The organism is Streptomyces sp. NPDC087422, from assembly GCF_044744145.1.
In the GTDB taxonomy this organism is placed as follows: Bacteria; Actinomycetota; Actinomycetes; order Streptomycetales; family Streptomycetaceae; genus Actinacidiphila.
The window spans coordinates 689,857-703,480 of record NZ_JBIUXT010000002.1; the positions used below are offsets into that span (position 1 = coordinate 689,857).

Annotated in this window: 8 protein-coding genes; 6 read left to right on the forward strand and 2 right to left on the reverse strand. The window is 71.5% G+C overall.

Annotated features, from left to right (window positions below):
• Positions 1 to 406: 406 nt before the first annotated feature.
• Positions 407 to 2,716 carry an asparagine synthase-related protein gene (locus tag ACIO6U_RS08865; RefSeq protein ID WP_401716809.1) on the reverse strand — a complete coding sequence of 770 codons (2,310 nt, stop codon included), beginning with the start codon at positions 2,714 to 2,716 and terminating at the stop codon, positions 407 to 409.
• A 970-nt stretch (positions 2,717 to 3,686) separates the two neighbouring features.
• On the opposite strand from ACIO6U_RS08865, the gene ACIO6U_RS08870 reads away from it, so the two are divergent.
• The 6 genes from ACIO6U_RS08870 to ACIO6U_RS08895 all read left to right on the forward strand — a co-directional run bounded on the left by ACIO6U_RS08870 (position 3,687) and on the right by ACIO6U_RS08895 (position 11,706).
• Positions 3,687 to 5,102 carry an MFS transporter gene (locus ACIO6U_RS08870; RefSeq protein ID WP_188283634.1) on the forward strand — a complete coding sequence of 472 codons (1,416 nt, stop codon included), beginning with the start codon at positions 3,687 to 3,689 and terminating at the stop codon, positions 5,100 to 5,102.
• A 289-nt stretch (positions 5,103 to 5,391) separates the two neighbouring features.
• Positions 5,392 to 6,642, forward strand: a complete 1,251-nt coding sequence (lhgO, locus tag ACIO6U_RS08875) for an L-2-hydroxyglutarate oxidase (RefSeq protein ID WP_401716812.1) — start codon at positions 5,392 to 5,394, stop codon at positions 6,640 to 6,642.
• Between the two features lie 159 nt (positions 6,643 to 6,801).
• Positions 6,802 to 7,671: a tRNA (guanosine(46)-N7)-methyltransferase TrmB gene (trmB, locus tag ACIO6U_RS08880; RefSeq protein ID WP_401716815.1), complete on the forward strand. Its 870-nt coding sequence runs from the start codon at positions 6,802 to 6,804 to the stop codon at positions 7,669 to 7,671.
• 291 nt (positions 7,672 to 7,962) lie between these two features.
• Entirely contained in the window at positions 7,963 to 9,576 is a 1,614-nt protein-coding gene (locus ACIO6U_RS08885) for a PrsW family intramembrane metalloprotease (protein ID WP_401717171.1), read from the forward strand.
• Positions 9,577 to 9,776: 200 nt separating this feature from the next.
• Positions 9,777 to 10,163: a very short patch repair endonuclease gene (locus ACIO6U_RS08890; RefSeq protein ID WP_401717174.1), complete on the forward strand. Its 387-nt coding sequence runs from the start codon at positions 9,777 to 9,779 to the stop codon at positions 10,161 to 10,163.
• Positions 10,164 to 10,422: 259 nt separating this feature from the next.
• A complete protein-coding gene (locus ACIO6U_RS08895; protein WP_401716817.1) occupies positions 10,423 to 11,706 on the forward strand; it encodes a DNA cytosine methyltransferase in 1,284 nt (427 codons plus the stop codon).
• A 68-nt stretch (positions 11,707 to 11,774) separates the two neighbouring features.
• On the opposite strand, the gene drmB is transcribed toward ACIO6U_RS08895, so the two are convergent.
• Positions 11,775 to 13,622 (reverse strand): DrmB family protein, encoded by a 1,848-nt coding sequence (gene drmB / locus ACIO6U_RS08900; protein WP_401716820.1) that lies wholly within the window; start codon positions 13,620 to 13,622, stop codon positions 11,775 to 11,777.
• Between the last annotated feature and the right edge of the window lie 2 nt (positions 13,623 to 13,624).

Genomic DNA, 13,624 nt, shown 5'->3' on the forward strand with positions numbered 1-13,624 from the left:
CGGGTGGGCGAAAGGGGGCCTCACACCACCCCCTCCAGCCTGGTGGGGGGAGGTGCGGGACCTAAGGGGTGAGGGGTGTCGGAGTGGGGTGGGCGCAGGGGCGTCGTGGGGCGCTTGGGGAAGGGCCCCCCACCGGGAGGGGCCACCGGCGCAGGGCGGCACGCCGAAAAGACCCCCTAACCTCCCCGGCAACCCCCACCGGCGGGCGGACGCCGACGTACCGGGAGGGGACGGGCCGGGGTGCCCCCGCAGAAATGCGGTGACAAGAACGGCACCGGATACGCGGGACCAGGTAGCCGCATTTCGAGGAGGTGCCCCGGACCGGCACCGACCCAGGCACAGGCGGCACCCGCAGACGAAGAAAACACCCGCACGGGTGGGCGGGCGGGAAAAGGAGAAGGCGAGGTCAGAGAGAGAGGCGCTGGACGCCGGAGGAGAGGGCGCGGGGATCAGTGGGAGTGGCGGGATCGGTCCAGCACGACCCCCGCCGCGCAAGCAGCCGCCGCAGCCAGACCTCAGTGGCGACAAGGTCGCCCAACCCGTCGAGATCCGCCGGCACCCCACCCCCGTCCGCGACAGCGACCAGCGCGGAGCGCACCACGCGAGCGTCGATGAGCCCGGCATCGGCAAGCAGCGGCGCGTCAAAAAGGTCCAGAAGGTCGTCCAGCGCCAAGCGCAACCCCGTGCGGGCCGCCGCGGCAGCGGTGGAGTGGGAGTTGGCGCCCCACCCCGGCGGCAGGTCACGGACCCCGGCGCCTTCGAGGACGTCGCGCAGGACGTCGGCCCGGGCGCCGGGCCGTACGCGAAGGGCGCCGGGCAGCGCCCGGCAGGCCCGGACGACCTGGTTGTCGAGGAAGGGCGCGTGCAGCCGCTGGCTGGGCACCGCCGCGGCCTGCTCGAAGGCGCGGAAATCCGCGGCGGTACGCGCCAGCACGGCGCGGGCGCGCCGCTCCCCCGGCCGGTCCATCGGCCACGGCCGCCGCGCGGCGTCCTGGAGGCGTACCGACACCTCGGCCAGCGCCTCCCCGGTGAGCCAGCGGGCGGCGGGCCCCGGCCGTACCCAGGTCATCGCGGCGAGGGACGCGGCCAGCGGCCCACTGCCGGCGGAGCCGAACTCATGCCGCTGGAGCCGCGCCGCCGCGTCCTCCACACCCTGTTGATACGGGGTGCGGGCGAGCCGCCGGGCGGCGCGGTAGACGGTGATCGGCACGGTGAAGGGCACGAGCGCCGGGTGCCCGAGGGCCCCGTCGGCGCGGGTGAGCGCGGCCACCGGCCGTACGAGGTGGCGGCGGCGCCGGTCCATCAGGAGGTCGGCGAGCCGCGCGGGATGCGCGTCGAGGACCTGCCGGGCGCCGTATCCGATGAGGTGGTCGGCGCCGCCCGCGGCGAGCCGCCGGCGGTTGCGTTCGGCGTCGACGAGAGAGGGGGCGGGCTCGTCGGTGAGCGCGCCGCCGCCGAGGTCGGCGTACGGCAGCGCCTCGGGGCCGCCGGGGACGACGACGTGCCGCAGCCGCGGGTCGGCGCCCATGATCCGCGCCCGCTCCAACTGCGCTTCCCTGGAGTGGAGTCCGCCGCCCGAGGGCTCCCCGCCGGAGGACCCCGGAGGTCCGCCGCCCGCGAGGTCGTTGAAGGTGACGGCCAGCAGCCGCTCGCCCGCGAGGGAGCCGGGCGCGCCGGGCAGCATGCCGGGGTTGCCGGGCAGCCCGGCGGCGAGCAGCGCGAGCGTGGCGGAGGCGCTGCCGCCGGAGAGGTCGGCGCCGATGCCGGGCGCGGGCCCGTCCCCGGGGTCGGGTACGAAGCGGGCCTGGGAGAGCCTGGCGCGTACGGCGTCGACGAGCGCGTCCCGTATGCCCTCGACGGCCGCGGTGGCGTCGGCGTTGTTGGTGGGCTGGTGGCCGACGGCCAGCGAGGCGGTCTGTTCGTAGCCGCTGATCTCCGGGGCCCCGTCGCGCAGGATGAGCGCGTGGCCGGGCGGGACGCGGCGGACGCCGAGGTACGGGGTGCCGTCGCCGAGCGCTTCGGGCGAGTCGGGGCAGGCGAGGAGCGCGGCGAGGTGGGTGACGTCGAGCCCGGCCTCGATGAGGTCGGCGAGCGGGAGGGCGGCGGTCGCGTACGCCGTACCGCCCGCCCAACGGGTGTGGAAGACCGGCCTGGCCCCGGCGAGGTCGCCCAACACGGTGATGCGGCGGCCGAGTTGGAGTACGGCGGTGTAACTGCCCGACCAGGCCGTCAGATGGCGCAGCGCGCCGCCGCGGGCGGCGACCAGGCCGAGCCGCAACTCGGCGTCGCTGGCGCCGCATCGGCCGAGTACGGCGAGCCGGGCGACGGTGTGCGGGGCGCCCCCGCCGTGCCCGTTGCCATGGGAGCCGTTGCTGTGGGAGCCGTTCGAACCGCCGCCGCCCCGGGCGCCGTTGCGGTACGCGCCGCCGTCGCCGTACGCGGCACCCGCCCCGCCGTACGTGTCGCCGTAACCGTCCCCGTAGGCCGCGCCCGCGGAGCCGTACGCCGCACCTTTGCCGCCGCCGAAGGCGTACGCGGCGCCGCCGCCCGGATCGGCCTGGACGACACGGACCTCGTCGGGCCGCCAGTCACCGACGGCCCACAGCGGATCCGGTTCCGACCACAGGAGTTGGGCACCGACGGGCAGGAGCGTACGGGTCCTGCTGCCGGGAACGGGACCCGCGGTGGCACTGCTCCACCCCACCAACCACCGCATCGCCGCCTCCACAGGCTGTGGACAGCCGGTACGCGGGGGGCCGCTCTGCCGCCGCCCCACTGCTCTACCGCTTCGCTGCCACGTCTGACGTCCGAAAGACCATGCTGCCACGTGAAGGCGCGCAAAGCGGCGCATGGGTGCACCAAGGAGCGCCGGGTCGCGCGCTGAGGGCAGCCGCGAGGCGAGTGTGAAACACGCATCAGCCGAAACGTCTGATTCGCGCCAAAGTCTGCGGCACATGCCGGAGTTGATATGCCGGAAAGCCACGTACGCGACCAGGGACCGGTTGAGGACCGTTCGAGGTCGGCATGCGGGACATTAAGGGCACGTTCCGGCGCGGGCGGGGGCGGTGAATGTGGTGAAGGAGACAGTGGTGAGAGCCGTGGAGAAGGTGTGGAGCAGGCGTGGACCGCTGGTGGAGCACCTCCCGCGGACGCCGGGCGGCGAGGGCGGGGCCGGGCGCGGGCGCGCCGTCGCGGGGAGGCTTCGGCGCAAGGGGAGGTCCACGGCCCGGGAGGGCGCTGACGCACCTCCCGGGCCGGTCCGCCGCCCGCGGGGATTGTGGCAACGGAACCCCCTGGCCCGCCGTACCACCGCCATAGCCGCCTGCCGGGGCCGCGGGCCGACCCACGGACCCTATGCAAGCGCCGCCGTCCCGGACGGCACAGAGCGCACGGCCGGGCGCACGGCCACATATACCGGGAGCACGGTCCAATGAGGTGGCGAGTAAGGGGCAGGAATCTCGCCATCCGGGACGAGACTCTTAACGGTCGGGATGCGGCGAACTACGCTGGGTGTACCCGGTTCGCACACGTACGCGCGGCTCGGGTGTCCGGCGCATGCGCCGCACCGGCCGCCGAGCGGTCACCGCGGTGGCTGAATCGGGCTCCAGGGGAGGGTGACCCCCGTACCCCACGACAAGACCAGGCCGGCCGGCCTGCCCCCCAGCGGCATCACGAGGTGAACCGCAGTGAACAGAGAACACCGCGGGCCGAACGAGAAGCTCGGCACCCTTCTCGCTCTGGCGGGCATCAGCAACGCCGGACTGGCCCGCAGGGTCAACGACTTGGGCGCCCAACGCGGCCTGACCCTGCGTTATGACAAGACGTCGGTCGCCCGGTGGGTGGCCAAGGGCATGGTCCCGCAGGGCGCCGCGCCGCATCTGATCGCGGCGGCGATAGGCGCCAAGCTCGGCCGTCCCGTGCCGCTGCACGAGATCGGTCTGGCCGACGCGGACCCGGCGCCCGAGGTCGGTCTCGCCTTCCCGCGCGATGTCGGCGAGGCGGTGAAATCGGCCACCGATCTGTGGCGGTTGGATCTCGCCGGACGGCGCGGACCCGGCGGCACCGGCATCTGGCAGAGCTTGGCCGGATCTTTCGCAGTGAGCGCTTACGTGACCCCCGCGTCGCGCTGGTTGATCACCCCCGCGGACGCCACCGTGGCCCGCGACGCGCCCGCGCCGGGCATGAACCACGTCGGTCACAACGACGTGACCAAGCTCCGCGAAGCCGCCGAGGACGCCCGCCGCTGGGACTCCAAGTACGGTGGCGGCGACTGGCGTTCGGGCATGGTCCCGGAGTGCCTGCGGGTCGAGGCGGCGCCCCTGCTGCTCGGTTCCTACAGCGACGACGTGGGCCGCGCGCTGTTCGGCGCGACCGCCGAACTCACCCGCCTCGCCGGGTGGATGGCCTTCGACACCGGCCAACAGGAGGCCGCCCAGCGGTATTACATCCAGGCGCTGCGGATGGCCCGCGCCGCCGCCGACGTACCGCTCGGCGGTTACGTGCTCGCCTCGATGTCGCTCCAGGCCACGTACCGCAACTTCTCCGACGAGGGCGTCGACCTCGCCCAGGCCGCGCTGGAGCGCAACCGCGGTCTGGCGACCGCCCGCACGATGAGCTTCTTCCACCTCGTGGAGGCCCGCGCGCACGCCAAGGCGGGCGAGGCCGCCGCCTGCGGGGCCTCGCTGGCCGCCGCGGAGGCGTTACTCGAACGCTCCCGCGAGGGCGACGCCGACCCGCAGTGGCTCGGCTTCTACTCCTACGACCGGCTCGCCGCCGACGCCGCCGAGTGCTACCGCGACCTGCGCGTCCCGCGCCAGGTGCAGCGCTTCACCGAGCAGGCCCTCGCCCGGCCCACCGAGGAGTTCGTCCGCTCCCACGGCCTGCGCCTGGTCGTCTCCGCCGTCGCCGAACTGGAGTCCGGGAACCTGGACGCCGCGTGCGCCGCGGGCACCAAGGCCGTCGAGGTCGCGGGCCGCATCTCCTCGGCCCGCACCACGGAGTACGTCCGCGACCTGCTGCACCGCCTGGAGCCGTACAACGACGAGCCGCGGGTGCTGGAGCTGCGGGAGCGGGCCAGGCCCTTGCTCGCGGCCCCGGCGTAAACGATTCAGCCGGGCGGGCCGGCAGGCGCGGGCGGGCGGACCGGCGGCGCGGGCGGGCGGACCGGCGGCGCGGGCGGGCGGACCGGCGGCGCGGGCGGGCGGACCGGCGGCGCGGGCGGGCGGACCGGCGGCGCGGATGCGCCAGCAGCGTGGGAAGGCCGGCAGCACGGGCGTAGCGGCGGCGCGGATGCGCCAGCAGCGAATTCCGGGCCGTCCGGCGGTTTCCGGCCGGTACGGCGTTTGAGGAGCGGGCCGCCGGGCTATGAGGGCCCCACAGGCAGGAGGCGTCATGACCCGCAGCACCGCACCCGACTCCCGCCCGGAGGATGTCCTTGTCGTGGGCGCGGGCATCATCGGCCTCTCCACCGCCTACGCGCTCACCCGCGCCTCCCCCGGCATCCGCGTCACCGTCCTGGAGAAGGAACCGGGCCCCGCGCGCCACCAGACCGGCCGCAACAGCGGAGTGATCCACAGCGGCATCTACTACCGCCCCGGCTCCCTCAAAGCCCAGTACGCGCTGGCGGGTTCGGCCGAGATCGGCAAATTCTGCGCCGAGCACGGCATCCCGCACGAGACCACCGGCAAGCTCATCGTCGCCACCGCCCAGGCCGAACTCCCGCGGCTGCACGCCCTGGTCCAGCGGGGCCGCGAACACGGCATCCCGGTAAGGGAGTTGGGCCCGGCCCAGATCGCCGAGTACGAGCCGAAGGTCGCGGGGCTGGCCGCCATCCACGTCGCCACCACCGGCATCTGCGACTTCCGCGAGGTCGCCGCCACCCTGGCCCGGCTGGCCGGGGACGCGGGCTGCCGGGTCCGCTACGGCGAGCGGGTCCGTACGATCGAGCGCCGCGCCGACGGCCTGGTCGCCGTCCGCAGCAGCGACGCCGAGGGCCGCCCGCGCCCCGAGATCCGTACGAAAGTGCTGGTCAACTGCGCGGGGCTGCACAGCGACCGGATCGCGGAGCTGGCCGGGGACGACCCGGGCATGCGGATCGTGCCCTTCCGCGGCGAGTTCTACGAGCTGATCCCGGTCCGCCGCGGGCTGGTGCGCGGTCTTGTCTACCCGGTGCCCGACCCGGACTTCCCCTTCCTCGGCGTCCACCTGACCCGTGATGTGCACGGCGGCGTCCACCTCGGTCCGAACGCGGTGCCCGCGCTCGCCCGCGAGGGCTACCGGCGCGGCACCGTGGGACTGCGCGACCTCGCCGCGACCGCCCGCTTCCCCGGCACCTGGCGGATCGCCCGCCGCCACTGGCGCCAGGAGGCGGGCGAGATCCACCGCTCGCTGTCCAAGCGCGCCTTCACCGCCGACGCCCGCCGCCTGCTGCCCGCGCTGCGCCCCGGCGACCTCGTCCCGGCCCCCGCCGGAGTCCGCGCCCAGGCCGTACTCCCCGACGGGACCCTCGTCGACGACTTCCTCTTCGCCGGGACCGCCCCCTTCGTCCACGTCCTCAACGCCCCCTCCCCCGCCGCCACCGCCTCGCTCCCGATCGGCCGCGAGGTCGCCCGCCGGGCCCTGGAGGCCCTGCGCGCCGCGTAGCCCCGCCGGACGGCGTTCACGGTTCGCGCCTGCGCCCCCGGCCGCCGTACGGCCCCGGACCTGGCCTTACGCGGCGCGTCCGCGCACCGGTACGTGAGCCCGTACGCCGCTGGCAGCCGCGCCGGGGGGCCGCGGGCGCCCCGTAGAATCGACGGCATTGTGTCCACGTCACCCACTCCCCCCGCCACGCGTACGAGCGCGCCCGCCGTACGCGAGACCGATGCCGTAGCCGTAGCCGTAGCGGAAGCCGACGCCGTATCCGTCACGGAAGCCGACGCCGGAAAGGCCGTCTCCGGCGTCGGCAAGCAGCAGCGCTTTCCCAGCGGGCCCGCGCCCGATCCGGCGGGGTCGCGGGAGGAGCACCGGATCAGGTCGTTCCATGCCCGGCGGGGGCGGATCACGCAGGCGCAGGCCGCGGCGATCGAGCGGCACTGGGAGGCGTGGGGGGTGGAGCTGGACGGCGCGCCGCTGGATCCGGGCGCGCTCTTCGGCGACCCCGAGCTGCCCGTTGTGCTGGAGATCGGCTTCGGGATGGGGGACGCGACCGCCGCGATGGCGGCGGCGGACCCGGCGACCGGCATCCTGGCCGTCGATGTGCACACCCCCGGCCAGGGGAATCTGCTGGCGCTCGCCGACCGCCTCGGCCTGACGAACGTCCGGGTGGCCAACGGCGACGCCGTCGTCCTGCTGCGGGACATGCTGCCGCCCGCCTCGCTCGCGGGCCTGCGCGTGTACTTCCCCGACCCCTGGCCGAAGGCCAAGCACCACAAGCGGCGGCTGATCCAGCCGGACTTCCTGGCCATGGTGCTGCCGCTGCTGCGGCCCGGCGCGGTCGTGCACTGCGCGACGGACTGGGAGCCGTACGCCGAGCAGATGCTGGAGGTGCTGGCGGCGGAGCCGGGGCTGGCGAACCGGTACCCGGCGGAAGGTTTCGCCCCCCGGCCGGACTTCCGGCCGATGACGAAGTTCGAGCGGCAGGGGCTGGCGAAGGGGCACGTCGTACGCGACCTGCTGTTCACCCGTATCTGAGGGAGGCGGCGGGGGGTGTCCTGCGTAGGCGGGTGGGGCGCGACGGGCGTACGGGCGCGGGGCGCGACCGGCGTACGGGCGCGGGGACGTCCGGCGTACGCGACCGGCGCGCGCTCCGGGAACCGTCTCCTGGCCTGCCCCTGGCCACGTCCCTGGCCCGGTCCCTGAGCCGCCGCCGGAACCGCCCCTGACCCGCCCGTTCGGGCCGGGCAGCGGCGGTCACCTGCGCGAACCGATGCCGACGCACCCTCGCGTACGGCCGCCCGGCCCCCGTACTGTCGACGGGTGTCCATGTTTTCGCACCCGGCTGCCGGGGCCGCGGGTCCTCAGGAGGCCGCCGCCCTGCCCGCGTCGGGGCCGCCGCCCGGGTCCGCCGCGCCGGGACTGCAGTCCGGGACCGGCGGATCGGGCTTCGACGGATCAGGTTCCGCCGGATCGAGTTCCGACGTATCCGGTCCCGACGTATCCGGTGTCGACGTATCCGGTCCCGCCGTATCCGGTCCCGTCGCGTCGGAGGCCGCACCCGCCGGGCCGCCGCCCGGATTCGCGCCCGCGCCCGCTCCCGAGACCTGGCAGTACGCGCCCCGCCGTCCGTTCTGGGAGAGCCGGGCGGTCCGTACGGGCGCGCTGTTCACGGCGCTGGCCGTCTGCGGTGTGATCATCCTCGCGGTCGTGCGCCAGCACATAGGCACCGAGAGCTTCCTGGTCGGCCTGGTGCTGGCCGTCCTGCCGGTGCCGCTGCTGGTCTGGGCGTTCCTGTGGCTCGACCACGTGGCGCCGAGCCCCTGGCAGAACGTGGTCTTCGCCTTCTCCTGGGGCGCGTGCGCGGCGACCCTCGTCGCGCTGTTCGCCAACGAGTACGGCGCCAAGCTGATCGCCACGACCTTCTCCGCGACTCCGACGCAGACCGACCACTGGGGTGCGACCTTCGTCGCGCCGCTGGTGGAGGAGACGGCGAAGGGCGCCGCGCTCCTGCTGCTCTTCCTCTTCCGGCGCCGTCACATCGAGTCCGTCGTGGACGGCATCGTGCTGGCGGGGCTGGCCGCGACCGGCTTCGCCTTCACCGAGAACATCCTGTACATCGGCTCGGCCTTCGGCGAGGACAAGGCGCTCGGCTCCTCCGTACTCGACTCGGCGACCGCCGCGACCTTCTTCGTCCGCGTCCTGATGACGCCCTTCGCGCACCCGCTCTTCACGGCGATGACCGGCATCGGTTTCGCCATCGCCGCCACCAGCCGCCCGCGCAGTGTGTGGCGCTGGCTCGCGCCGCTCGGCGGCTGGCTGCTCGCGATGGTGCTGCACGGCCTGTGGAACAGCTCCTCGATGCTCTCGCCCGTCGGCTTCCTGACCGTCTACGTGGCCGTCATGATCCCGGTCTTCGGCCTCGTCGTCTGGCTCGCCTTCTGGGCCCGCGCCCGCGAGTTGCGCACCATCCGCACCAACCTCCCCGTCTACGCCGCCGCCGGCTGGCTGACGCTGCCCGAGCCGACCGCCCTGGCCTCGATGAAGGCCCGCAGCCAGGCCCGCGACACCGCGCGCCGCTACTACGGCGAGAGCGGGGCGCGCGCGGTACGCGACTACACCGCCTTCGCCACGCACCTCGCCTTCCTGCGCGCGGCGGCCACCCGCGGCATGCCCGCGCCGGACTTCACCGCGCGCGAAGCCGAACTCCTCCATCACCTCTGGCAGCGCAAGTCCCTGGTGCGAATCCCGCTCGCCCAGGCCGCGACGCCGCACCTCCCGCCCGCCGCCTGGACGGCGCCCTTCCCGCATCCGCGCCAGGCCCCGATGTGGGGTCCCCGGCCGTGGGACGGCCAGGCGCCCGGCCAGTGGGGTGCGCCCGGCGGATGGCACGCGCAGGCACCCGGCACGTGGGGCGCCCCCGGACCCGGCAAGCACCGTTAATCTCCGCACCTCGCGCCCACCGCGTCGCCCTGGCCTCCGCACGGCTGGGTCTCTCCCCACCACGGATCTGTGCCAGTAGCCGCGAGCTGAACTCCGTTTCAGACGAGTAGGATTCAGCCCATGAATGGGCAAGCTCAACGCCGTATCCGCCGTATGATCCTGTGCCCGTGAAGCCTTCCTCACCCAGCGTCTCGGCCCGGATGAGGCGTCAAGCCAGTCGAGACACCACGCCGGAAGTGGCCGTACGGCGGCTCCTGCACGCGGCCGGATACCGGTACCGGCTGCATCGCCCCGTCCCTGGCCTTCGGCGGCGCACGATCGACATCGTATTCCCCGGACCAAAAATTGCCGTCTTCCTTGACGGCTGCTTCTGGCACGGCTGTCCGGCACACGCCACGCGGCCGAAGTCCAACGCCGAATGGTGGCGGGAGAAGCTCGACCGCAACATGGAACGCGACCTCGAGACCACTTCGCAGTTGTCCGGCGAAGGCTGGACCGTACTGCGCTTCTGGGAACACGAGGATCCGCTGGCCGTGGCAGAACATGTTGCCGAAGTGGTCGAGAAGGCCCGCGGACGTCATGGCTGAGAGAGATGACGATTCGCCCTTCGGATGAACTTCGTGCTCAATTTCGCCGCGTAGCCGAATGGGCAACATGGGTGTGTGCGCGTGCGGCACTTGACCGGGACCTCATAGGCGACGCGCTCACGGCGGCCATGCTGGTTGCCTTCCCAACTGACCTGTCGGACCGGGTGGTTCGGAATCCGGGCCCGCGGAACGGCGGCCCAGAGCAGTACAGTGATGGTGAGTGTTGTCTCAGGTGATCGTAGCCGGCTACAGTTCGTCCATGGCCGAAGACCCACGCTTGACCAGCGGTTTTGGTGCACCCGCTAGTGGTGTCCAATCTGCATCGGATCGGTTCCGCATGATCGACCTCTTCGCAGGTTGCGGTGGGTTGACCAAGGGATTTGTCGACGCCAGGCACAAGGGCAGCCCAGTCTTCACTCCCGTCGCAGCCGTGGAGATCGACCGTGCTGCTGCGGCGACGTACGCGGCGAACTTCGGACCTCACGTCCACAACGGAGACATCGCCGACTGGGTGCGTCGCAAGCAGGCCATCGCTACGGCGGACGTCGTCCTCGGCGGCCCTCCTTGTCAAGGATTCTCCCGACTGGGCAGCAGGGATCCGCTCGACAAGCGCAACCAGTTGTGGCGTCACTATCTGGATGTGGTCGCTTGGGTGAAGCCCAAGGTATTCGTGATGGAGAACGTCGACGCCTTCCGGAAAGCACCCGAGTTCGTTCTGCTCGTCGACGAAACACGTCCGGGAGGTCTCCTCGAGGATTACATCATCCGTGACGCCGTGGTCAGCGCCGCTGACCACGGCGTGCCGCAGCATCGTAAGAGGATCATCCTCGTCGGAGCACGGAAAGATCTGGTCGTCGCACCTGGATCGCAACGGCGTATCGATGATCTGTCGGAACTCGAACAGCAGGCTCTCCTGATCCCGGACCCCACCGTACGTACTCCGTCAACGGTGTGGGGGACCATTTCACATCTCGTCCTGAAGAAACTCGATTCGACGATGGCGAATCGCCGGAACGAGATCAACGGCGCTCTCATCGAGGGTCCGTTCCGGATGGACGAACTGCACCTCCAACGCAGCGGAATCACCGCACGTTCGAAGGAGCGCTACGCCACGATCCCGGAACGCGGGAATCGGTTCGACATCCCTGAACACTTGCTCTCTCCCTGCTGGAAGAAGCACAGGACCGGGTCCACCGACGTCATGGGACGCCTGTTCCGAGACAAGCCGTCAGTGACGATCCGTACCGAGTTCTTCAAGCCGGAGAAGGGGCGCTACCTCCATCCTTGGCTGGACCGCCCCATCACGCACCTGGAGGCGGCTCTTCTGCAGAGTTTCCCTGAGGACTATCGATGGTGCGGGTCCCGGAACGAGATCGCCCGGCAGATCGGTAACGCTGTTCCCGTGGGTCTGGCCCGTGCCATCGCAGAACACCTCGCGCCGTTGCTCCTGGCGCAGCCCAGGGATCGGGCAATTCCGGCCCTACCTCCGCGGGCCCAGCGCCGTGTGGTGAAACACACGCCGTCTCTTGTATCGGCGCCGTAGGATCTCGTCTCGTCGTTGGATGCTCCGGTCCGGCAAGACTACGGTGGCAGCCCTCAAACGGATCGTGATCAGAAGAAGCCGGGGACACCGCCGTCCTGTGTGCCGACGAGCGCAGCGCGGTCGAGCAGGATGTTGTTGTTCTCGCAGCTGGTCTCGGGCAGTAGAAGACATGCGTGGCAGGCGGCCAGGTTGAGACTGTCGACGCCGCTGGCCTCGGATTCCATGCAGAGCGGGTCGTTGGAGCACCAACTCGCCCGTTGGAGTGCTGCGTGCAGGGTTTTCACGAGTCGCTCCGGTTCGCCCTGGGCCACGATGCCGCCGAGACTGCCCGCAGAGTCGCTGGTTGCGGTGTAAAGGAGGACACCGGCCATGTCTTTGTCCACGTAGAGCCGCTCGCGCAGGGCGGATGCCGGGTAACCGCCGTCCAGACTCCACTCGTTGATCAGTACGTGTGCAAGCGCGTGAATCAGCAGGAAGCGTGGGGTGGCGGGGGATGCCGGTACGGCGGATCCAGCAGTACCGGCCCGTTCGTGCAGAAGCCTTTCGTGGTTCGCCCTGATCCGCTGGGCTCGTGCGATCGGTCCCGGCTGCTGTTCCCACGACCGCAGCCGATCACCGTCGAGACGCAGGAAGACACCTTCACCAATGACTTCGAACGCGGGCAGCCAGGCGGGTTTGTCCAGCGCGATCTCGGCTCGGCGGACGTCGGTGACCGCCTCTTGACGCGGCTCCTCGACTCGAGTGAACCCCTGGAGCGCGCGCACTTCGCGGAGTCGCTTGACCAGCATCACCTGTTCGATCCCGTGTGAGCCGGTAAGCGGTTCGACGGCGCCCTCGGGGAATTCGCAGACGAAGTCCTGACTCTGGACATCGTCGCACTCCGCATGGGCTCTGCCAAGGCGGTCGTACTCGTCCCGATAGAGTTGAGTGCGCGCCTCCCCCGACACCGAGGGGATCGCGGGATCGACGGCAGCACTCTCCAACTGCCGCAATTTTTCTATGTGGCCAATGACATCGTCGGGAGTATTTCCCGGATGATGTCTGAGCACGCCTTCAATGCGAAGGTAAGCACGAATGCCTTCGTCGCTCTCCCTCTTCAGCTTCTCGTACAAGGGTGCGACGAGTTTCGCGAGCGGTTCGCTCCATGGTGGGATCGACAGCGCCGAGTGCATCACGGGGAACCAGACGGACGACGAGCCTCGCTGAAGCGTCCGGGGTTGCTCCTCACAGTTCACGGGCTTGGCGTCCTTCAGCCAGGGGCGGCGACCACCGCAGCGAATACCGAGGTCCTTGAGCGCTTGCCGTCTGAAGGAACCCTCCATGGAGACTTCTCCGGCTCCACAAGTGCAGCTGATCAGGACGGCGCGCAGCGACGCAGTCGAACCATCGGCGCGGAACCGCAATTCCCCTCCGCACAGACCGGGTTCGGTACGTTGCTTACCGCGGTGCACCCACTTCCAGTAGGGGAAGTCCTCCAGATGGCCATGCACGCAGGCCATCACGAAGCGCGACGGCACGAGGTCTTCCTGGCAGACAACGCATTCCGCTTTCCCAGCACGGGAGTTGAATTTGCGAAACGGCTGTAGCGTCCGGCATTGAGGACAGGAGTACATGGTCGGGAAACGGATCGCACGTACGCCATCGGTCGCCTCGTCCGCATCGAGGGCCGGGGGAAGTCGGAACCCCTTGACGTGCAAGTGGTTCGCCAGGCGGGGCTCCCGTACGAAGGGGGCTTTGGAGATGTCCCACGAGTCGATGCCTCGCACGAGGAACGACTCGTTCTCGACTGCGATCATGGCGCCTACGCCGTAGGTGGTGATCAGTTGGGCGCGTCGGACCTCGCCGAGTCGACGTGCGGCACGGATCGGGGCGGAGCCGCCTGCTCGTCGGCGCACGCGTGGCGGTACTGGGGGCACGG